Here is a 19,702-nt window from a genome sequence, read left to right on the forward strand (position 1 = left end):
GTGCCCCGCGCCAGAATGACCGTTCGCCCGTGTCTTCCCGAGGGAGGACACGGGCGTCGTCGTGTCCGGGTGCGGTGCCGCCGCTTCCGCGTGACTCCCGCACGACGCCGCACGGAAACCTCGCGCGGGAGCGGCCCGGGCCCGGGCGCGCACCGGGCGTACCCTGGCCGAGGTCGTGCACGCATGGTACGGCCGGGCCCGGGAAGACGCAGCTGCCCGGGCAGGACAGTCGCAGCAGGAGGTGCACCCGGGTATGGGATCGTCACGCAGGGTGTGGGAGGGGTACGACAAGGGCAGTCCGGGATACAAGCGGATCCTCGTGGCTCTGTTGTGCGCCGGCGTGGCCACGTTCGCCCAGCTCTACTCCGTGCAGGGCGTGCTGCCCATCATGGCCCAGGACCTCGACATCGACGCCGCCCAGGCCGCGCTCGCCGTCTCCACCGCCACGCTGGGTCTCGCCGTGGGGGTGATCCCGTGGTCGCTCGTCTCGGACCGCTGGGGACGACGCTGCGCCATGGTCGCCGCGATCAGCTGCGCCGCCGTCCTGGGCGTGCTCATCAACGTCATGCCCACGTTCGAATCCCTCGTGGGCCTACGGTTCCTGGAGGGCGTGGCTCTGGGCGGGATTCCCGCGGTGGCTATGGCGTACCTCGCGGAAGAGGTCAATCCGCGCTACGGGGCCGTGGCAGCCGGGACCTACATCTCCGGGACGAGTCTGGGAGGGCTCTCCGGGCGCATCGTGGCCGCCCCGCTCGCGGACTTCTTCGGTTGGCGCGTGGGGACGAGCGTCGTCGCGCTGATCGCCGCCGCCGCAGCCGTGACTTTCATCCTGTTGATCCCGCGTCAGCGCGGTTTCACGCCCCAGCCCGTGCGGCTCACGGGGGAGCAGGGGATGATCGCGCACCTGTGGGTCAACCTCAAGGACGTGCGCCTGGTAACCCTCTACCTGCAGGGGTTCCTGCTCATGGGTGGTTTCGTGGCGGTGTACAACTACATCGGTTTCCACCTGGGGGATGAACCGTTCAACGTGCCCCAGAGCGTGGTGTCCCTGCTGTTCCTGGCCTATCTCTCCGGGACGTGGTCCTCCGCGCGGGCGGGGAGCCTCGCCGATCGCTTCGGCCGCCGCCCCGTGTTGATCGCCGCGGCACTGATCATGCTGGGCGGTCTGCTGCTCACGGTCGTCCAGTGGCTGCCGGTGATCGTGGCGGGGTTGCTGGTGTTCACCGCCGGATTCTTCGCGGCGCACTCCGTGGCCAACGGATGGGTTCCCGCCATGGCCACCGAGGGGCGGGCCCAGGCGTCCTCCCTCTACACGCTCTTCTACTACGGCGGCTCCTCCGCGCTGGGGTACGCCGCCGGCATCGCGTTCACGGGCGCGGGCTGGGGCGGGGCGGCCCTGTGCATCGGTGCGTTGATCGTGATCGCGATCGTCCTGGCCGCAATCTTCCTGCCACGCCGCCCGGTGGCACCCAGCGGGAACTGAGGTGTGCCGCCGTGTGACGTACGACAGAACCCGAGCGGCGTCGTCGGTGATACCCACCGGGCGGTGAATCGCGCGGCGCGGGGGCCTGGGCCTACGCTGGACGTAATCCAGGACACGTCCGATGGGCCCGCACGATCGGCGGGCGAACCCCGGTCCGCCGCGGCGGTGCCAGCAAGGAGACCCAGTCATGAGCCAGATTCTCGTCCGTCATCTGTTCGGTCCCGGCCCCACCAACCCTTACCCGGAGGCCACCGAGGCGCTGGCGCGGCCGCTGCTGGGCCACCTCGATCCGCAGTTCTTGGAGATCATGGACAGCGCGTGCGACGGTCTGCGCGCGGTGTGGGGCACCGAGAACCGCCGCACGCTTCCGCTCTCCGCGACCGGTTCGGCCGGCATGGAGGCCGCGTTCGTGAACTTCGTGAATCCCGGGGATCCGGTGGTGATCGCGGTCAACGGTCTGTTCGGGGAGCGCATGTGCGACGTCGCCTGCCGGTGCGGCGCGGACGTGATCCGCGTGGACTTCCCCTTCGGCGAAGCCGTGGACGCGGAGAAGGTCGCCGCGGCCCACCCCTCGCCCAAGATCATCGCGGCGGTGCACGCGGAGACTTCCACGGGCGTGCGCTCGGACATCGCCGCCCTGGGCCGGATCAAGGGTGACGCACTGCTGCTCGTGGACGCCGTGACCTCGATCGGCGGCATCGAGCTCAAGGCGGACGAGTGGGGTATCGACATCGGCTACGCCGGGACCCAGAAATGCCTGGGTGTGGCCCCGGGGCTCGCGCCGTTCACGGTGTCCGAGCGCGCGTGGCAGCGCCGGGTCGAGAAGCCGCGCTCGTGGTACCTGGACCTCGGCATGCTGGGCGGTTACGTGGGGGAGGCCTCCGGTTCCAGCCGCACCTACCACCACACCGCGCCCGTGGCGATGGTCGCGTCCCTCGAGGCGGGTCTGCGCCGTGTCCTCGACGAGGGGCTCGACGCCGTTCGCGAGCGTCACGAGGCCGCCGGCCGCGCGCTGCAGGACGGTTTGGAGGCCATGGGCCTGGAACTGTTCGCGGCGCAGGGACACCGCTTGCCGGAACTGACCACGGTCAAGGTGCCGGAGGGCGTGGACTCGGCCGCGGTGCGCAGGGAACTGCTCGAGAAGTACGACATCGAGATCGGCGCCGGTGTGAAGGAGTACGCGAACACGGTGTGGCGCATCGGGCTCATGGGTCCGAACGCCGCCCCGGAGTCGGTCACGCTGATCCTGGGTGCGCTGCGGGAGGTGCTGGGCCGCTAACGGGCGCCGAGCCTGCCCATTTCGGGGAACATCTGTGCTGCGATAAGACGCGAAATCGGGGTTCTGATGTGCGCGGCGCAGCATAAGTGTTGTGCGCACCCGCCGACGCCCTCATCCGCAGCACCCTCGCTGGCCCGACACCACCCGCACGGACAGCGGTCCACCGCACACGGCCCCCAACGACACAGTGGGCCCCGCCGGATCCGGCGGGGCCCACTGTGCATCTGTGCAAAGAGGGGATCAGATGCTCAATTGCTCCTTGATCGCACCCACGAAAGCCTCCAGGTCACCGGGGTCGCGGGAAGTGATCAAGGTCCACTCCTTGGCGGGGCACACCTTGACCTCCTGGTCCACCCAGTTGCCGCCAGCGTTGACGATGTCCGTCTTCACTGACGGGTAGGACGTCAGGGTCTTTCCGTCCACCAGGCCGGTCTCCACGAGCAGCCACGGGCCGTGGCACAAGGCGGCGACTGGGCGGCCGGAGGACGCGAAGGCCTTGGCGGTCTTCTGCGCGTCCTGGTCCAAGCGCAGGGCGTCTGCGTTGAGGGTTCCGCCGGGCAGCAGCAGCAGGTCGTACTCGGACTCGTTGACGCTGGAGATGGTCTGGTCTACGGGGAAGGTCTCTCCTCGGTCCCAGTCGCCCACGAGGGACTTCACCTCGCCGGTCTCGGGGGCGGCCACCGTAACCTCCGCCCCGTCAGCACGCAACTTCTCCAGGGGGACCTTCAATTCGTCCTGCTCCACGCCCTGGTTGGTCACCAGAACGAGAATCTTCTTGCCGGATAGTTCAGCCATTGTCGAGAATCCTTTCTCTTGGGTAGTGGTTCCACTGTGGCACCGCGGCATTTTCCCTGGCAAGGGCGCCCCCGCCGGTTCCGCTGTCAGCGACACGATCACGACGCCGCCGCGCGGCGTCTGCTGCGTGCACCCAGCGTCCCCCTCACGCGAAGGGGCGGGATGCCCGGTCCAGTGCGGCGATGTCGTCCGCGCCCAGGTGCAGTGCGGGCGCCGCCACCAGCGAGGACAGCTGCGCGGCGGAGGATGCGGAGGCAATGGGTGCGGTGACGCCCTTGGCGAGCAGCCACGCGAGGGCCACGGTGGCGGGCTCGGTGCGGTGCCTGTCCGCCACGGAGACCAGTTCCTCCGCAACCGCGAAACCCTCGGGGGAGACGTACTCCCGGGCCATCTGCTCGCGGGCCGCTCCTTCGAGGTCCTCGGTGGTGCGGTACTTGCCCGTGAGGAAGCCGGAGGCCAGGGCGAAGTAGGGGAACACGGCAGCGTCGTACTCCCGGGCGATCGCGGCGTAGTCCCGCTCGAAATCGCGGCGGTGCACCAGGTTGTACTGCGGCTGGATGGCCGCGGGCACCGCCATGCCGCGCTCGCGGGCCACAGTGAAGAACTCGCGCATGCGCTGCGGCGAGTAGTTGGACAGCCCTACCGCGTGCACGCGCCCGGAATCCACGAGCTCGTGAAAGGTTTCCACTTGCTGCTCGATGGGCGTGTCCGCGTCGTCATAGTGGGCGTAGTAGAGGTCCACGTAACCGGTCTGCAACCGGTCGAGGGACGCCTCGAGAGAAGCCACCACGGTGTCGTGGGCCAGGCCGCGGAACTGCGGGTGCGCACCGGTCTTGGTTGCGAGCACCACGGAGTCACGGTTGCCGCGCGCCGCGAACCAGCGCCCCAGGACCGTCTCGGACTCCCCGCCCTCGTGGCCCTCGGCCCACACGGAGTACACGTCGGCGGTGTCCACGAAGTTTCCGCCCGCGGCCACGAAGGTGTCCAGGACGTCGAAGGACTGCTGCTCGTCGCTCGTCCACCCGAACGTGTTCCCGCCCAGGTTCAGCCGGAAGATCTCCTGCTCGATCCCGGCGATCCGTGCGGTGGTGGGTGCGTGCTGGCTCATGGGAACCTCCTGCGGTGGTGTGGTGGCCGGTCGGGGCCTTTTGCCTGGCGACTGTAGCAAGCCGACATTACGGGGCGGGCAGTGTCAGGCGACGCCCGGCTCGGGGGCCTGCGCGACCTGGATGAGAGTGCCCCATGGGTCCTCGAAGCGCAGCACGGCGCCGTCGTGGCGGGTGGCCACGCGGTGGTCCGTGAGGCGCTCCTCCAGCGCGGCGATGTCCTCGCCGGTGGGGAGGTCGATGTTGACCTGGCCGAGGCCCAGGGATGCGGCGCGCGGACCGGCGCCCGCGCTGTTCCACGTGTTCAGAGCGATGTGGTGGTGGTAGCCGCCCGCGGAGATGAACAGGGCGGACCCGGCGTCGCTCATCACCTCGAAGCCGAGCGTGTCCACGTAGAACTTGCGCCCGGTGGGAATGTCGCCCACCTGCAGGTGGACGTGACCCAGCGTGGAGGCCGGTGCCGTGGTTGGCTGTGGCGCCTCCAGGGGCAGATTCGTGCGCAGGAACTCGTTCGGGTCCAGATAGTTGGAGGCCAGGCTGAGCAGGCCGTTCGCCTCGTGCTGCCAGGTCTCCCGGGGGCGGTCCGCGTAGAGCTCCACGCCGTTGCCCTCGGGATCCGTGAAGTAGAACGCCTGGCTGTAGAGGTGGTCCGCGGAGCCCGTGAAGGTGCCCGGTGCGAAACGGGCCATCGAGGCCAGCGCGCGGGCCAGGGCGGCGTCGTCGTCGAAGAGCACGGCGGTGTGAAACAGGCCCGCCTGGTTCGGGCGCCAGGACGGCAGGTCCGTGACGCGGCGCAGGCGCACGACCACGCGGCCGTCGTGGCCCAGTACGGCGGTGTCCCCAGAGTGCTGCAGCACGTCCAGGGTCATGCCGGTGGAGTAGTAGGCGATCATCCCGTCCAGGTCCTTCACGAGCAGCTCCACGGCGCCCATGGTGGTGCCGTCGGAGAGCAGGTCGTCCGCCGGGCGGCGGCGCAGGCTGCGGGGATCGGGGCGCTGGGTGAGCAGGGACACGGGAACCACTTCCTTGTCGGGGGACGGCCCAGGAGGCCGCCGGAATACTCAACACATTACCTGAGAAATAGTTACTGCCGCAAGTATATCCGGACGGAAACATGGATGCAATGTCAACAAGCAGCCACCTTGTAATGGGCAATCACCACGTCGCCCCTCGGGCGGCCAACCGAACCTGACCACTCGTCCGAGCCCTGGCCCACGGGTCTGGATGTGTCGAGCAGAGAGGGGGGCAGGCCCGTGGGGGAGTTTCTGGACCGGCGCCCCGAGCAGTTCCTCGCCGCCTGCTGGCAGCACCTGGGCCTCACGGCGGTGGCCACGGTGAGCCCTCGTGTTCGTCCTTTCCCTGGGTCTTGCGCTGACCCGCGGCCCGCTGCATCGGCTCGGGCGTCCCGCGCTCGTGGCCGCGGGCATCGGCGAGGGGGCACCTGCCATCGGTCGGATGGTGCTGCTGGCGTGCGTCCCGGGCTTCGGGGTCTGCTCCTCGGTCGCGGGCCTCGTGGCCTGTGTGGTGCTCCCGGCTCTACAGGTCTTCACGGCGTGGCGGGCACCCCCGCGGTGGGTGGTCAGCTGCCCTGCTCCTGGATGATCGCGATCTTCTGCCACACCTTCCGCGCCATGTCCGAGGTGAGGGCCTCGATGCCCTCCACGGCGTCCAGCACGTCTGCGTCCGTGGTGTCCTCTGCGAACAGTGCGGCGGTCTTGCCCACGAGCGAGAGCATCTCCGTGCAGTAGTCCAGGTACTGGGTCATCTGTGCGCGCGTCAGTGCCGGTTCGTCCTCCCGCGCGTCCTCGGTGTAGACCCTGGCGGCGGGCAGGCGCTCCGGGACCTTCACGAGCTGGTGCATGTCAATCACGTGGGCGAGCGAGCGCAACCGGTGCACCACGCGCAGCACGCGGGCGCGCTCCAGGCGTTGCGGCACCGCGAGCAGGAAGAAGATGGCGATGCCCGCGAAGACGAGGTCGTTGACCACCGTCTCCAGCAGGGGTAGCCAGTCCACCGGGCCGAGGGCATCCGGGTCCGCCCAGATGCTCAGCGCCGCCAGGGTGATGGCGGTGCCGAAGACGAGCAGCACCACCAGGACGCCCAGCCGGGACAGGGCGCGGGCGGTGCGGATCCGGCGCCGGCTGATGCCACCACCCTCGGTGACCTCGTCCACCAGGGCGATCAGCTCACCGCAGACCTCCCACAGGCTGCGCTGGGGGAAGCGGGAGTAGATCCTGCGCTGCAGGGCGGCCGCGGACGCGCGCACGGCCTGGTCGTCCAGGTGCTGGTAGCGGCTCTCGGGCGGTGGCCCGTCGTCGTGGTCGTCGGGGCGGGCGGGAAGCGGGCGGGGCGAGCGCATCCCAGTAGGGTACGTGACCTGCCCGCCCCCGGTGCATGTAGCGGTTGTTGCGCGCGGCGCGGGCGGGGTCGTGGGCTGCTCCCTGCCAGAACGCCATGACCACGCTGGCCTCGTCCAGGGGCATGACCTTGCGGCAGAACGCCACCAGCGCGCCGAGTCCGGACAGCCCCACGGCTGCGCGCTCCGCCCTCTCGTTGGTGCGCTCGAAGACGTGGGTGCAGGTGGCCTCCAGCAGGTCCGCCTTGTCCGCGAAGTAGGTCTTCAGGGCGCCGTTGGCGTAGCCGGCCCCGGCGGAGATCTGGCGCATGGTCACCGCGAAGGATCCCGTCGTCTCCGCGACCAACCGCGAGGTGGAGTCCGTCGTGGAGCGGGACACCTCCGTGGCCGGTGAGCTGCCGGTGCTGGAGGAGGAGTTCGAGATGGTCGAGCAGATCCTCTCGACCGACGATCGCTGGCTCGCCTCACTGGAGTGCCGCGGCCTGCCCGTGGAGAAGGTCCGGGTGACACCGCTGTCCGCGGGCGTGTTCGAGTACCCGGACGAGAAGGGGCGGCGGATGCTGCGCGCCCCTGCATTCCTGCAGAAGGAGGAGCATAAGCCCGCGTGGGCGACCCCATCGACGGGCTGGTGGCCTACGTGGACGTCACCAACCACGTGGTGGACCAGGTGCTGGACCTCGAGCTGGTGCCCGTCCCGGAAGAGGATGGCGACTACTCGGACCCGAAGCTGATCGGGCCCACGCGCACCACCCAGAAGCCCATCGAGATCAACCAGCCGGAGGGCCCGTCCTTCACGGTGACCGGCGGCAACCACGCGGAGTGGGAGAAGTGGAGCCTGGACCTGGGCTTCGACATGCGCGAGGGGCTGGTGCTGCACAACATCGCGTTCGAGGAGAAGGGGCAGAAGCGCCGCATCCTGGACCGCGCGGCCATCGCGGAGATGATGGTGCCCTACGGTGATCCATCCCAGGTGCGCTCCTGGCAGAACTACTTCGACGCCGGCGAGTACCTGGTGGGCCAGTGGGCCAACTCGCTGGAGCTCGGCTGCGACTGTCGGCGAGATCACCCACCTCTCGCCCGTGGTGGTCACCGGACGCGGTGAGCTGCGCGAGATCGCACCGAGGCTGGGTGCGCCGTGGCGCCAGCACCTGTTCTCGGCGCGCCTGGACATCGCGCTCGACGGCGGCCCCTGCCGCCTGGAAGAGGAGGACGCCGTGCGCGTGTCCCTGTCCTCGGACGTGAGCCCGCGCGGCAACGCGTTCACGCGCAAGCGCACCGTGCTGGCCACCGAGAAGGAGGCCGTGCGGGACGCCGACGCGGCCGTGGGCCGCACCTGGGTCGTCTCCAGCGCCGAGCCCACCAATCGCCTGGGTCACCCGGTCGCGTACAAGCTGCGCCCCGAGGGCTTCTTCGACCGCTCGCCGGTCCTGGGCGTCCCCGCTCCCTCCAAGGGCCACTGCTGCGCGGGGGAGCAGGAGCAGTCCTGCGGCTGCGAGTCGTAGGACCACCCGCGCCGGTCTGTGCCGGCAGTGCGTGATCGAGGCGCCCACCCTTGGCGGGGGGCGTGCGTCTCCCGACGGCGCCGTGCCCGGCCTGTGTGAGGCGCGGACTGGTGTCATGCCGGGCGGTTCGTTGAAGAACGGCTGGCCGATCCCATTGCCTCCGGGGCGCTCTCCACACCTCGGCGGCCACTCTTCGCATCGTCACCATCGAAACGGGCCGCGGGACACCCCGACAGTTCCGATCGGAAAAACTGCCTTTGACGCCACCCGTCTGCTGGGAGTGCTTGAAAACTTGCCAAAATCTCGGCTAGACCTCTCACATGGGCAACTATCCAACTCGCCATGCCCTGTCTGCGAGGCGAGGTGCCAGAGGTCTACGGACGGATTGGCGAAGCATTCGACGTCCTCTTTGGGCGGGCGGAGCACGACCCCGCCCGGCCTTCGATTGAGAGTTACCGACGTGAGGGCGAGATCGACTGTCTCGTGCCCATCGTTCGGCAGCTCGAATGACAGGTCCTGAATCGCCTGGACAGGCCCCGCCGCGAGAGTGTGTTTCGCTCACGCAACGTGCCCACCACGACTGGAGCCATGAAAACCCCGCTGTCCGCGGCTCGCTGAGGGTGGTCAGACCCTTGCGCATCGTGCTGCGAAGTCGGGGCGGGCGATGACCTCCCCGTGGGGCATGCAGAACCAGGCGTCGGGGGAGTGGCCCCAGTCCTGCCAGGCGAAGGCGATCTGCTCGACCTCGTCGGGGGAGAGGCCCTCTTCCCGCGCTCGGTCGGCGAAACCCGAGGTGCGGACGCGCTCGGCCTGGGAATCGCCCCACCAGCGCGTCGACTCGGGGGTCGCGTAGGTCCATGTGGAGGACTGGGCGGTCTCGACGTCGAGCCCGGCCTCGTGCGCCCAGGCTCGCAGCCGCCGCCCGGCATCCGGTTCGCCGCCCAGAGCCCGGGCGCTCGCGCAGTACGTCTCTCGCCAACGGTCGAGACCCGCGCTCTCGGGGTGCCAGACCATAGCGCCGTAGTCGGCGTCGCGGCACGCGATGATTCCGTCCTCGGCGCAGTGCATAGCCATCGCGCGCAGCGCCGCCACGGGGTCGGGAACGTGCTGGAGCACCTGGTGGGCGTGGACCACGTCGAAGGAACCGGTCTCGACACCCACGGTGAAAAGGTCGGAGGCGAGGAACGTGGTGGTCGTGTCCGCCCGCCTCCGCGCGTTCTCACGTGCCGCGGCGACGGCGTCCTCGGAGAAGTCGATGCCGACCACCTGCCCGGTGGGGCCCACGAGCTCCGCCAGGTCCAAGGTGATTGAACCGGGGCCGCACCCCAAGTCCAGAATTCGCATTCCGGGGCGCAGGCGGTCGAGGAAGTAGGCGCAGCTGGTCGCGGCCGTCCGCGTTCCGTGGGAGGCGAGGACCGCTGGCTGGTGGCCGTGGCTGTAGCGGAGAGGCTGGGCGGAATCGGACGGGGTGGTCATGAGGGAACGGTAGGGCGTATGCGTGAGTGGCAAAAAGGCGAGGTCGCATGGTGAGACGAGCTGACGCAACCACTGGCGCCTCAGAGACCCGGGCGTGTCACCTGGCGCTTAAGACGAGCCTCACGAGATGTACTGACCGGCGACGTTGATGGGTCGAGACGCCGTCGTCGCTGTAACAGTTGTGGCGTGAATCGACCCGGGTTTGTGAGAGGCGCGCAAGTGCCGCGTCGGCGGTCGCCGGGAGGTCGTCGATGGCCTTCCACGGTCCGCGGTTGCGGATCAGCTCGGCCTTGTAGAGCGAGTTGAAGGCGTCGGCGAGAGCGTTGTCGTAGGAGTCGCCGGTCGAACCGGCCGAGGCGACCGCGCCGGCCTTGGCGAGTCGCTCGGTGTAGCGGACGGCGACGTACTTGACCCCCTCGTCGCTGTGGTGCGTGAGACAGGAGATGTCGTGACCTGAGTGCTGACGGGTCCAGATGCCCATCTCGAGGGCGCCCAGGGCGAGGTCGGTCCGTAGCGACGTCGAGGCCTGCCAGCCGACCACGCGGCGGGAGAACACGTCGATGACGAACGCTGCGTGGACCCAGCCCGCGAACGTGCGGCAATAGGTGGTGTCCGCGACCCGCAACTGATTTGGTCCGGTCGCCGTGAAGTTCCGCTCGACGAGGTCAGGCCGGGAGTCCGGGCCGCGGCCAGGGATCGTGGTGCGAGTCCCTTTCGCGCGGCTGATCCCGGGCAGCCCCGCCGCGCGCATCAGCGGCTCGACCGTGCAACGCGCCACCCCGACCCCTTCCCGGCGCAGTTGGGCGTGGAGCTTCTTCGCGCCGTAGACTCCGAAATTCTTCGCGTGCACGCGCCGGATATCGACCAGCAGTTCCTCGTCGCGCAGTGCCCGCTTCGAGGGCGGGCGGGACGTGAACGCGTCGTAGGTGCTTGGCGCGATCTGGGTGCCCGCTGCGGTGAGCGTGCGGCAGATCGGCTCGACGCCGAACTCGTGCTTGTGCTGGTCGATGAACGTCACGATCATCTCTGTGGGCGGTCGAGCTCCGCTGCGAAAAAACCGCGGCCGATCGCAGGATCGCGTTCGCCCGGCGAAGCTCACGCACTTCCTTCTCCAGCTCAGCCAGCCGATCGGCGTGGCCGGATCCCGTCGCGCGCCCACGGCCATCCTCGTGGCACTGTCCCGAGGTTCATCGGGGGTACTTCCTCGGTGCTGCCATGAAGCTCGGTGCGCGGGAAGCGAACTTCCAGCCCTCACCCGAACCGTGGCGCGTCATGCTCGACCCGATGGGTCACATCTTCTGCTTGAGCGCTGTTCGCCCGGACTGATGAGAAACTCAACCGGAGGGCCCGAAATCATCGACCTCACACCGCCCGCGGCGATCAGCCCCGGCCGGCACCCCCTAACTCGCCTCTCGCGCGTGGTCTGAGATGCGTGCCATGGCCTCCCGGAACGGATCCGCATCTGCCCCGTCCAGGACTGTCACAGGAGCTTTAAGGTCTCGGCTGATCCACAGGACGTGCCATGCGAGGTCGTCCCAATCGGGTGCGCCCACAAGGAAACGGCAGCCGCGAGCAGTGGGCTCCAGATTGCTCCGGTAGGGGGCCGGTATCCGGGCCGTGGCTTTCTCCACATCGACGCCCATCTCCACGCGGACACGGCACGGGTAGCGGCTGGCAAGATCGCGGCGGAAGTCCAGCGGCGGCGCCTCACGAACCGCGAACTGCCAGGTCGTGGCGCGGAGGTTGGTCACCCGGTCCAGGCGGAACACCCGCCAGTCGTCCCGCACGCGGTCGAAACCCCGCAAATACCAGTGCTCCCCCTGGGTCATGAGTCGCACCGGCTCCACCTCCCGGGAGCTGACCTCCCCGGTGGGCTTGCGGTAGTCGAAACGCACCAACGTGTGGTCACGCTGTGCCGTCGCCAGTTGCTGCAGCAGGTGGAGATCAACGGCAGGTCTGTTGCGCGGGAGAGCTCGAGTAGCCCCGTCAACGGCTGCGACGAGTGAGTGCAGTCGCGGAGGCAGAAGCTGGTCAAGCTTCGTCAGCGCGCGCAGAGCGGCTTCTCCCACGTCATCTGTGCCAGAGAGCGCGCCCATGCGGAGGCAGGCAACCAGGGCGACTGCTTCGTCGTCATCGAGCAGCAGGGGTGGGAGGCGGCGCCCGGTACCCAGGCGGTACCCGCCGTCCAGACCTCGTGCGGCTTCCACCGGGTAGCCCAGCTGTCGCAGCCTGGTCACATCCCTCCGTACGGTGCGCTCCGTCACTTCCAGACGGGTGGCGAGTTCGTGCGCCTTCCAGGTGGTGCGCGCTTCCAACAGCCCGAGCAGGCGAAGTACGCGCTGAGTGGTTTCGGCCATGTCTGCATTCTCGCGGAGGCAGCGGACCGAACCTGTCCGCAGGGCCTGGTGTCATGGTCGTGACAGCGCCCACTGACCCCGAGAGGACATCATCGTGTACCTGCCCCAGATCGACAACGAGCGTGCCACGCTCTGCAACTACCTGGACGTTCAGCTCGATGCCATCCGAGCCAGCTCCTACGGTCTCGACGACGACCAGGCTCGTCGCGCTCCCCTGCGCAGCACCTTGAGCATCAGTGGGATCACCAAGCACGTCGTCTACTGCATGAAGCAGTCGCTCTTCGGAGCCGGACACCACGAGCACGACCAGCCGTTCGAGGCGTTCTTCGCGAGCTTCACGCCGTCGGACGACGAGGACATCGTGACACTGCTGGAGACCTTCGACGAGGTTCGTGGCGAATACATGAGGATGTGCCGTGACGGTGACCTCGACGCGGAGCTGCCAGTGGGCCCCATGCCCTGGGTGGGCATGACTGAAGCACGCCCGGCGAAGTTGCGATACCTCTACGTCCACCATGTGGAGGAGTTCGCCCGGCACGCGGGGCACGCCGACATCATCCGCGAGGAGATCGACGGCGCACAGGCCGCGGAGCTGCTCGCAGCGATCGAGGGACGACCCGCGAATGACTTCGTGACCCCCTGGCAGGCCAAATAGCGCCGTCGTCCTGAACGCACGATCAGCACGGCGGGCAGACGGCGCGGTGTCCCGCCGTCACAAAGGTGGGGCAGGTCGTCGTCAGGCCTGGCCGCGCGAGATCAGGCGGCCGATGGGTGTCTCGTAGTCCGCCTCGTGCCCGCCCACGAAGGTCTTGCGGATCTTCCCGGAGAGCACCGTGCCCTGGTAGGGGGTGATGGGGTTCTCATGGTTCAGTCGCTGGGCGTCCACCACGTGGCCCTCGTGGCGCCGTCCGGGATCTCCTCCGCGAGCAGTGTGACGTAGTGGGGGCGGGTCTCTACGGTGATGTCCAGGCCGTCGTTCTTCGCGGAGCGGATCATGGGGATGGCGTCCGAGGAGGACGGGTGCAGGATGTGCGAGCGCGCCCCGGTCCAGCGGGTGCGTTCGACGTTCTCCTCGAGCGCCTCCGCCATCTCGTCCGCCTCCAGGTGGGAGAACTCGTCCACCCCGGAGTGCAGCAGGAAGCACTTGAAGTCGTACACGCCGTCATCGTGCGGGGGCGCAGGTCCTCCTTGTTGCTGGGGACGGCGCCGCCCCGGAAGCCGATGTCCACGAACGCGTTGTGCGCCGTGAACAGCCGCTCGTACTCCAGGGCGGGCACGTTCACGGTGGCGGGCACGGAGTTCAGTGGCATGCGCCTGCTCCACCGTCGCCCGCACCCGCTCGTTCGCGCGCTCCTCGTCGACCTCCGGGTCTGCGGTCGCCCCGGGCCGGGGGCTCTTGTTCCGGGCGGACTCCGGGGTCTTGTTCTGACGTGAACCGTGCTGCGGGGAGGCATTCGTGGAAGGGGTGCCCTTCCGCTGGCGCGTTCCGGCGCTCGTGGCCGGGCGGTGCGGTGCGTGAGAGGCGTCTCGTCCACGAGTGCCCGTGGAAATGGAAGGCTCCGTCACTGCGAGGCGATGCGGCGACCGACCTCCCGGAGCAGGCGGGGTGCCTCTCGCATCGACGTTTCTGGGTCCGCTGCAAGCGCGCGCAGTTCGTGGACGGCGGCGAACCCCGCCTCGCGAAGTGTCGCGGCATCCAGGGTGGTGCGCCCGCACACGGCCACCACGGGCACGCCGTGGCGCCGCCCCACGTGCAGCACGCCCAGCGGCGTCTTCCCGCCGAGACTCTGCTCGTCCAGGCTGCCCTCGCCGGTGAGCAGCAGGTCCGCGCCGGCCACGGCTGCATCGAGCCCCACAAGGTCGAGCACGACGTCGATCCCCGGCCTGCGCCGCGCCCCCAGCACCGCGAGTCCCGCGTATCCGACGCCGCCCGCGGCCCCCGCGCCGGGGGCATCCGCGGCCTGGCGGGCCGGGTCGCCGAGCGCGTCCCCGAGGCGGTCGCGGAACACGGCCAGGGCGGCGTCGAGGTCCAAGACGTCTTGTTCGGAGGCGCCCTTCTGCGGGCCGAAGACCGTGGCGGCACCGTGCGGGCCGAGCAGAGGGTTGTCGACGTCCGCGGCAAGCACGAACTCGACGTCCCGGATGCGTGGGTGCAGCTGTGCGGCATCCACGTGATGCAACTCGGCGAGCGCCGCGCCGCCAGTGGGCAGGTCGCGGCCGTTCACGTCCAGCAGGCGCAGCCCCAGCGCGGCGAGCATCCCCGCGCCGCCGTCAGTGGTCGCGCTGCCACCCACGCCGAGCAGCACGCGGGTGCAGCCGGCATCGAGCGCGGCGGCCACGAGCTCGCCCGTGCCGCGGCTCGTGGCGGTGCGGGGTGCGAGCACGGGGCGGCCGCCCTGGATGGGGAGGACAGCGAGGCCCGAAGCCAACGACATCTCCACCACGGCCTCGTCTCCGCGTCGACCCCACGCGGCGGGGACGGGACCTCCCGCGGGTCCGGTGACGGTGAGGTCGTGGCGCTCGAAGCCCGCGTCCAGGGCGGCGTCGAGCGTCCCCTCTCCGCCGTCGGCGACCGGGAGGACCTCCACGACGGCGTCCGGGCGCACCTCGGCGATGCCCGCCGCAAGCTCGGCCGCCGCCTCGTGGGCGGTCACCGACCCCTTGAACTTGTCCGGTGCCACGACGACGCGCACGGTGTCCTCCTTCTGGGGATGTCCGGTTCCGGGACCATTCCAGCACAACGCCGCCCACGCGGTACCCGCTCGCTCGGCACCTGTTCACGTGGCACCCGCCCGGCGTGCCCGCCCGCTCGGGGCCCGGCCACGCGGTGCTCACCCGCGCGGCCTCTGTGGGTGGGGTCGGCTTGCGGGCTCACGCGCGCCGGTCGCGGGGGAGCCACGCGAAGGGGTCGTCCTGGGAGGGGACGTACTCCAGCGCCACCGGTCCGTGGTAGCCGCGCTCGTGGGCCCGGGCCACCCACCGGAGCAGCGGCAGATCGCCCGTGCCCGGCTCGTGGCGGCCGGGCGCATCCGCGAGCTGGATGTGCCCGAACTCCGCGGCGTGCCGTTCGATCAGGGCCTCGACGTCCTCCCCGTTGACCGCCAGGTGGTAGAAGTCCGCGAGCAGCTTCACGTTCGGGCAGTTCACGCGGTCGAGCACGGCCATGACGTCCGCTGCGGTGCGCAGAGGATACGTCGAGGCGCCGGAGAGCGGTTCCACCAGGACCGTCCCGCCGAAGACCGCGACCGCGTCTGCTGCGTACCGGAGGTTCTCGACGGCGGCGTCGTCCTGCTCGGCCACGGGCACGTCCGGCAGGTGGTTGCCGTGGAGGGCGTTGAAGGCCCGGCAGCCCGTGGCCCGGGCCACGCGCACCAGGGAGTCCACGCCTCGCCGGAACTCATCCGTGCGCGTGGGGTGGGAGAGGACTCCCCGCTCACCGGCGGGCATGTCCCCGGCAAAGAAGTTCAGGCCCGTGAGCTGGATGTTCGCGTCCTCCAGCGACCGGGCGAAGTCCTCGATCTCCCTCTCGGACGGGGTGGTGGCGGGGAACGGCCACCAGAACTCGACCGCGGAGAAGCCTGCGCGCGCCACGGCGGCGGGGCGCTCCAGCACGGGCAGGTCGGTCAGCATGATCGAGGCGTTCACGGTGTACCGCACGGTGGGCCCTCCCCGGGGCGGTGGCGCGGCCGCCCCGTTTTCTTACGCCTTGATTCCATGGAGTGAAATTGGAGTTCTGATGAATGAAAAAGTTATCGACCGGGTGTGATGCGCGTCAACCCGTGGTGTGAGATTTGGGAGCTGAACGGTGCGACGTCGTCTCACGGTTTTCTCCAGGACTTCGCCCGCACCACGGAGCAGGCGGGCGGTCGTCCCGAGCCCGGGCGCCTGCACACACCGCCCGGCGTCGCCCACGAGCCGCGCTCGGACACGAGAGACAGGCTCTACACCGTGGACCTCGCTCCCACCAGCCGTTACGGGCGCACGTGGAGCGCGTACAGCATCTTCACCATGAGGGCCAACGACGTGCACTCCCTGGGCAATTACGGCTTCTCCATCGGCCTCTTCGCCCTCGGACTCGGTGCGTGGCAGGTGCTCACGGTCCTGGGTGTGGGCGCGCTGCAGGTGCTCGCGTCCCTAGCGCTGCTGATCCTGCCGTGGAACCTCTACACCTCGCCCGTGGTGATCGTGTGCTTCCTGGGTGGGCTGGGCGCCGCTGCTCTGGTCGCTCTTCGGGATCATCATGGTGGACTACTGGCTGATCCGCCGCTCCAGCGTGAACGTGCCCCAGCTCTCCATGGACACCCACGACGGCGAGTACGTCTACCGCGGCGGCGTGACCCCCGGGCAACCGGGGCGTTCGTCCCCACGATACTGGCCTCTCTGGCGGTCGCCCTGCTGCCCGTCTTCCAGGCCGTCGGCGAGTTCTCGTAGTTCATTGGGGCCGACCTGGGCGCCCTGTGCTACCTGGTCACCGCCAAGCGCGAGCTCGAGTGCACCGACCAGCACGGTGAGGCCATCGTGGCCGCCACTTCGCACCGACCCTGCGTCTCGCACGAGATCGCGGCCGACGACGCCGCCGCGGGCTCCCTCCCACCTGCCCCGCAGGGTGGAGCACGGCGTCGTCGTGCCACCCGATCCCCGACCACCCGAAGGACCCACCAGGCGCATCCTGACCGACAACATGAACACCACACCCTCCATGACCGAGTCCATTGCGGAGGCCCCGCGCGCCGTGGCCGAGCCCGGCGTGGAGATCGTGGGGCTCACGCCCACATTCGGCGCCGTCGTGCGAAGGGAACGTGGAGTCCTACCTCGCCGCGGTGGGGGTGATGGACGCGGTGCTGACCTACGACCCGCCCTTCACCCCTGTGATCCAGGCCAGGTTCGGCGAGCACCGGCGGGAAGGTCTGCAGGAGCTCCTCGACCAGCCCGTCGTGGACATCCCCAGGTGGCCGCTTCCATCGCCATCTTCATGAGGCGCAGCTACACCGGGAGTGAGCACCCTGGGCCGCACCGTGCCGCTCATCGAGGACCGGTTGCGGCTGGCCGGGTTGATGGAGCGCTGCGCGTCCGTGCGGGCGCCGAACACCTCCGTGCTGGACCTGGAGCGGGATGAGAACGCGGCGGTCGAGACGATCGTCGCTGAAGCGCAGCGGGCCATCGAACAGGGCCGCAGCCGAGGTGGTTGTCCTCGGCTGCGGCGGGATGGCCACCCTTGAGCACGCCGTGCTCGAGTGGTGCGGCGTGCACGTGATGGACGGCGTGGCTGCTGCGGTCACCGTGGCGCAGTCGCTGGTGTGGCTGGGGCTGAGGACCTCCAAGGTCCGCACGTACGCGACCCCTCTGCCGAAGGACCTGAAGGGTTTCCCATTCGAGCGGTGAGGCCGGCTCGCGTCCTGCGCTTCCGACTACTTCCGGGGGAAGCCCCCGGCCCGGAGGGCCGCGGCGATCAAGGCCGGTTGACCGAACAGCCGGGCCAGCCGCTTGGCATCAGTGTCCAGATTGAATGCGTCGTGCCGCTCGGCGTACTGGCTGATGTTGCCGGGGAAGATCGCGGCGTAGAACGCGGCCAGACCGGCGCCCACGGCTGCGCGCTGCCTGGGCAGCGCCAACAGTGCGGCACCAAAGGCGATCTCCACCACACCGGAGGCCAGAACCACGGTGTCCTTGTCCATGGGGAACCAGTCCGGAACCTGTGCCTGGAAGTCCTCCCGGGCAAAGGTCAAGTGGGATATGCCCGCGGTGGACATGAATGCTCCCAGGGCCAGGCGCGCCGCCGTCTCCGTCGCAGTGGGCTTGGGAGACGGTGCGGTCAGGGACTGCAGAGCCTTGGTAATGCGAGCCATAGTGCAAACCTCTCTCGTGGTGGGCGCCGGGCGGGTGTCAGCTGGCCACGCGGACGAGGTGGTGGTTGGCGAACTCGCCGAAGCCCCACCGGCCCAACTCACGGCCGTACCCCGAGCGGCGCACACCACCGAAAGGCAGACCCGGCAGGGTGGTGCCGTGCTCGTTGACGTAGGCCATGCCCACCTCGAGACGGCGCGCCACCTCCTCGGCCTTCGCGGTGTCCCGGCCCCACACGGAGCCGGAGAGACCGAAGTCGGAGTCGTTGGCAATCTCCACCGCCTCGTCCACCGAGTCGTAGGAGTAGATCACTGCCACCGGACCGAAGATCTCCTCCTTGAACGCATCCATCTCCCGGGTCACGCCGGTCAGTACCGCCGGGGACATCCACGCCCCGTCCTTATCCAGAGCCCTACCACCGGTGTGCAGGGTTGCACCCTGCTCCACCGCACGCTCGACCTGGGACACGGCGTCGTCACGGCCCTGCACGGAGGACAGGGGGCCGATCTCGGTGTCCTCCGCCAGCGGGTCCCCCACCGGCATGCCCTCGACGGTCTCGACGACCGTCTGCACGAACTCGTCGAACATGCCGGCGGGCACCAGGATGCGCTTGGGCGAGTTGCAGGCCTGGCCTGCGTTGCTCATCCGCGCCGTTGCCACGGTCGTAGCGGTCTCCTTCACGTCCACATCGTCGAGCACGATCAGCGGGTCGGACCCGCCGAGCTCCAGAACGCTCTTCTTCAGGTTCTGCGCGGCCGTGCTGGCCACCGCGGCACCGGCGCCCTCGCTGCCGGTCAGGGACACGCCCCGCACCCGCCGGTCCTCGATGATCGTGGTCACCTGGTCGGTGCTCACGAACAGGTTGATGTAGGCGTCCTCCGGGATACCCGCGGCGTGCAGGATTTCCTCGATCAGCTCACCCGTCCGGGCGCAGATGGAGGCATGCTTGAGCAGAACGGTGTTGCCCAACATGAGGTTCGGGGCCGCGAAACGCGCCACCTGGTACTGCGGGAAGTTCCACGGCATGACACCCATGAGCACACCGATGGGCTCGGTGACGACCACGGACTTGGCGTCGTCACCCACGTCCAGGGTCTCCTCCTCCAGCAGGCTCTCGCCGTGGTCGGCGTACCACTGGTAGATCGATGCCGAGAGTGCGACCTCTCCCTGCGCCTGCGCGAAGGGCTTGCCCATCTCGGTGCTGATCACGCGCGCGAGCTCGTCCCCGCGGTCCTGGAACGCCTGGGCGACACCGGCCAGCGCTTTGGCGCGGTCAGCGGCCGGGGTTTTGCGCCAGGAAGCGAACGCGGTGTCGGCGCGCTCGATCGCGCGGGTGACATCAGCATCGGTGGCCGAGGTGAACTCCTGCTCCACAATGCCGGTGGCGGGATTCTCCGTACGGAAAGCCATGATGACTCCTCACTCATCTCGATGAAACTCATCAATAACAGCGGGGAGGTTCCCGCAGATATTCCCGGCTCCTCGAAACGCCCCGCACGGGGGG

The 19,702-nt window shown here is 69.3% G+C and carries 18 protein-coding genes, 3 pseudogenes and 1 other annotated feature; of the genes and pseudogenes, 8 read left to right on the forward strand and 13 right to left on the reverse strand.

Features of this window, described 5'->3' with window-relative positions; all coding sequences use genetic code 11:
- The first annotated feature begins 253 nt into the window (after positions 1-253).
- Positions 254-1,483: an MFS transporter gene (locus tag RF650_RS10850; protein ID WP_368814909.1), complete on the forward strand. Its 1,230-nt coding sequence runs from the start codon at positions 254-256 to the stop codon at positions 1,481-1,483.
- Between the two features lie 187 nt (positions 1,484-1,670).
- Entirely contained in the window at positions 1,671-2,762 is a 1,092-nt protein-coding gene (locus RF650_RS10855; RefSeq protein WP_270256807.1) for an alanine--glyoxylate aminotransferase family protein, read from the forward strand.
- 240 nt (positions 2,763-3,002) lie between these two features.
- On the opposite strand, the gene RF650_RS10860 is transcribed toward RF650_RS10855, so the two are convergent.
- The 3 genes from RF650_RS10860 to RF650_RS10870 form a co-directional block, all read right to left on the reverse strand.
- Positions 3,003-3,557, reverse strand: coding sequence for a type 1 glutamine amidotransferase domain-containing protein (locus RF650_RS10860; RefSeq protein WP_144998467.1), 555 nt, complete (start codon positions 3,555-3,557; stop codon positions 3,003-3,005).
- Positions 3,558-3,702: 145 nt separating this feature from the next.
- Positions 3,703-4,665: an aldo/keto reductase gene (locus RF650_RS10865; protein ID WP_368814910.1), complete on the reverse strand. Its 963-nt coding sequence runs from the start codon at positions 4,663-4,665 to the stop codon at positions 3,703-3,705.
- An 84-nt stretch (positions 4,666-4,749) separates the two neighbouring features.
- The gene (locus RF650_RS10870) at positions 4,750-5,676 is read right to left on the reverse strand and encodes a VOC family protein (RefSeq protein WP_368814911.1); all 927 of its coding nucleotides are present in this window, start codon (positions 5,674-5,676) and stop codon (positions 4,750-4,752) included.
- Positions 5,677-6,007: 331 nt separating this feature from the next.
- Between RF650_RS10870 and RF650_RS10875 the strand changes: the two genes are divergently transcribed.
- Positions 6,008-6,265 (forward strand): hypothetical protein, encoded by a 258-nt coding sequence (locus tag RF650_RS10875; protein WP_368814912.1) that lies wholly within the window; start codon positions 6,008-6,010, stop codon positions 6,263-6,265.
- On the opposite strand, the gene RF650_RS10880 is transcribed toward RF650_RS10875, so the two are convergent.
- Both RF650_RS10880 and RF650_RS10885 read right to left on the reverse strand, forming a co-directional pair.
- Complete coding sequence (locus RF650_RS10880; RefSeq protein WP_368814913.1) at positions 6,243-6,929, reverse strand: hypothetical protein; 687 nt, start codon at positions 6,927-6,929, stop codon at positions 6,243-6,245. The genes RF650_RS10875 and RF650_RS10880 overlap by 23 nt on opposite strands.
- Positions 6,850-7,329 (reverse strand): hypothetical protein, encoded by a 480-nt coding sequence (locus RF650_RS10885; RefSeq protein ID WP_368814914.1) that lies wholly within the window; start codon positions 7,327-7,329, stop codon positions 6,850-6,852. The genes RF650_RS10880 and RF650_RS10885 overlap by 80 nt, the downstream gene beginning before the upstream one ends.
- Before the next feature lie 10 nt (positions 7,330-7,339).
- Between RF650_RS10885 and RF650_RS10890 the strand changes: the two are divergent.
- A pseudogene (locus RF650_RS10890) lies at positions 7,340-8,521 on the forward strand (hypothetical protein); the annotation flags it as partial.
- Positions 8,522-9,145: 624 nt separating this feature from the next.
- Here the strand turns inward: RF650_RS10890 and RF650_RS10895 are convergent.
- Complete coding sequence (locus RF650_RS10895) at positions 9,146-9,997, reverse strand: methyltransferase domain-containing protein (RefSeq protein ID WP_131333506.1); 852 nt, start codon at positions 9,995-9,997, stop codon at positions 9,146-9,148.
- A 97-nt stretch (positions 9,998-10,094) separates the two neighbouring features.
- Positions 10,095-11,162 carry an IS3 family transposase gene (locus RF650_RS10900; protein ID WP_368814915.1) on the reverse strand — a complete coding sequence of 356 codons (1,068 nt, stop codon included), beginning with the start codon at positions 11,160-11,162 and terminating at the stop codon, positions 10,095-10,097.
- Positions 10,929-11,059, reverse strand: a sequence feature (AL1L pseudoknot). (Overlaps the previous gene by 131 nt.)
- Before the next feature lie 50 nt (positions 11,163-11,212).
- Here RF650_RS10900 and RF650_RS10905 point away from each other — a divergent pair.
- On the forward strand, positions 11,213-11,323 hold the full coding sequence (locus tag RF650_RS10905) for a VOC family protein (RefSeq protein ID WP_312919750.1): 111 nt from the start codon (positions 11,213-11,215) through the stop codon (positions 11,321-11,323).
- A gap of 74 nt (positions 11,324-11,397) precedes the next feature.
- Here RF650_RS10905 and RF650_RS10910 read toward each other — a convergent pair whose 3' ends face one another.
- The gene (locus RF650_RS10910) at positions 11,398-12,354 is read right to left on the reverse strand and encodes a helix-turn-helix transcriptional regulator (RefSeq protein WP_368814916.1); all 957 of its coding nucleotides are present in this window, start codon (positions 12,352-12,354) and stop codon (positions 11,398-11,400) included.
- Between the two features lie 94 nt (positions 12,355-12,448).
- Here RF650_RS10910 and RF650_RS10915 point away from each other — a divergent pair, with 94 nt between their 5' ends.
- Entirely contained in the window at positions 12,449-13,009 is a 561-nt protein-coding gene (locus tag RF650_RS10915) for a DUF664 domain-containing protein (RefSeq protein ID WP_131333502.1), read from the forward strand.
- An 81-nt stretch (positions 13,010-13,090) separates the two neighbouring features.
- Here RF650_RS10915 and RF650_RS10920 read toward each other — a convergent pair.
- The 3 genes and pseudogenes from RF650_RS10920 to RF650_RS10930 form a co-directional block, all read right to left on the reverse strand.
- A pseudogene (locus tag RF650_RS10920) lies at positions 13,091-13,664 on the reverse strand (hypothetical protein); the annotation flags it as partial.
- 252 nt (positions 13,665-13,916) lie between these two features.
- On the reverse strand, positions 13,917-15,047 hold the full coding sequence (locus RF650_RS10925; protein WP_368814917.1) for a glycerate kinase: 1,131 nt from the start codon (positions 15,045-15,047) through the stop codon (positions 13,917-13,919).
- A 178-nt stretch (positions 15,048-15,225) separates the two neighbouring features.
- A complete protein-coding gene (locus RF650_RS10930) occupies positions 15,226-16,011 on the reverse strand; it encodes a hydroxypyruvate isomerase family protein (protein WP_368814918.1) in 786 nt (261 codons plus the stop codon).
- Between the two features lie 105 nt (positions 16,012-16,116).
- Here RF650_RS10930 and RF650_RS10935 point away from each other — a divergent pair, with 105 nt between their 5' ends.
- Together RF650_RS10935 and RF650_RS10940 are read left to right on the forward strand one after the other, a co-directional pair.
- Positions 16,117-16,785, forward strand: coding sequence for a hypothetical protein (locus RF650_RS10935; protein ID WP_368814919.1), 669 nt, complete (start codon positions 16,117-16,119; stop codon positions 16,783-16,785).
- Between the two features lie 250 nt (positions 16,786-17,035).
- Positions 17,036-17,736 (forward strand): annotated as a pseudogene (locus tag RF650_RS10940) (aspartate/glutamate racemase family protein).
- A gap of 26 nt (positions 17,737-17,762) precedes the next feature.
- On the opposite strand, the gene RF650_RS10945 reads toward RF650_RS10940, so the two are convergent.
- Both RF650_RS10945 and RF650_RS10950 read right to left on the reverse strand, forming a co-directional pair.
- Positions 17,763-18,200: a hypothetical protein gene (locus RF650_RS10945; RefSeq protein ID WP_052160891.1), complete on the reverse strand. Its 438-nt coding sequence runs from the start codon at positions 18,198-18,200 to the stop codon at positions 17,763-17,765.
- A 37-nt stretch (positions 18,201-18,237) separates the two neighbouring features.
- A complete protein-coding gene (locus RF650_RS10950; RefSeq protein ID WP_368814920.1) occupies positions 18,238-19,608 on the reverse strand; it encodes an NAD-dependent succinate-semialdehyde dehydrogenase in 1,371 nt (456 codons plus the stop codon).
- Positions 19,609-19,702: the final 94 nt, after the last annotated feature.

This window comes from Kocuria sp. CPCC 205297, from assembly GCF_040981035.1.
In the GTDB taxonomy this organism is placed as follows: domain Bacteria; phylum Actinomycetota; class Actinomycetes; order Actinomycetales; family Micrococcaceae; genus Kocuria; species Kocuria marina.

Excerpts from the sequence above, each read along its gene's own strand:
- RF650_RS10850 (WP_368814909.1), top strand. The coding sequence starts at position 254 with ATGGGATCGTCACGCAGGGTGTGGGAGGGGTACGACAAGGGCAGTCCG.
- RF650_RS10855 (WP_270256807.1), top strand. The coding sequence starts at position 1,671 with ATGAGCCAGATTCTCGTCCGTCATCTGTTCGGTCCCGGCCCCACCAAC.
- RF650_RS10860 (WP_144998467.1), bottom strand. The coding sequence starts at position 3,557 with ATGGCTGAACTATCCGGCAAGAAGATTCTCGTTCTGGTGACCAACCAG.
- RF650_RS10865 (WP_368814910.1), bottom strand. The coding sequence starts at position 4,665 with ATGAGCCAGCACGCACCCACCACCGCACGGATCGCCGGGATCGAGCAG.
- RF650_RS10885 (WP_368814914.1), bottom strand. The coding sequence starts at position 7,329 with ATGCGCCAGATCTCCGCCGGGGCCGGCTACGCCAACGGCGCCCTGAAG.
- RF650_RS10895 (WP_131333506.1), bottom strand. The coding sequence starts at position 9,997 with ATGACCACCCCGTCCGATTCCGCCCAGCCTCTCCGCTACAGCCACGGC.
- RF650_RS10900 (WP_368814915.1), bottom strand. The coding sequence starts at position 11,162 with ATGGCCGTGGGCGCGCGACGGGATCCGGCCACGCCGATCGGCTGGCTG.
- RF650_RS10905 (WP_312919750.1), top strand. The coding sequence starts at position 11,213 with ATGAAGCTCGGTGCGCGGGAAGCGAACTTCCAGCCCTCACCCGAACCG.
- RF650_RS10910 (WP_368814916.1), bottom strand. The coding sequence starts at position 12,354 with ATGGCCGAAACCACTCAGCGCGTACTTCGCCTGCTCGGGCTGTTGGAA.
- RF650_RS10945 (WP_052160891.1), bottom strand. The coding sequence starts at position 18,200 with ATGGCTCGCATTACCAAGGCTCTGCAGTCCCTGACCGCACCGTCTCCC.
- RF650_RS10950 (WP_368814920.1), bottom strand. The coding sequence starts at position 19,608 with ATGGCTTTCCGTACGGAGAATCCCGCCACCGGCATTGTGGAGCAGGAG.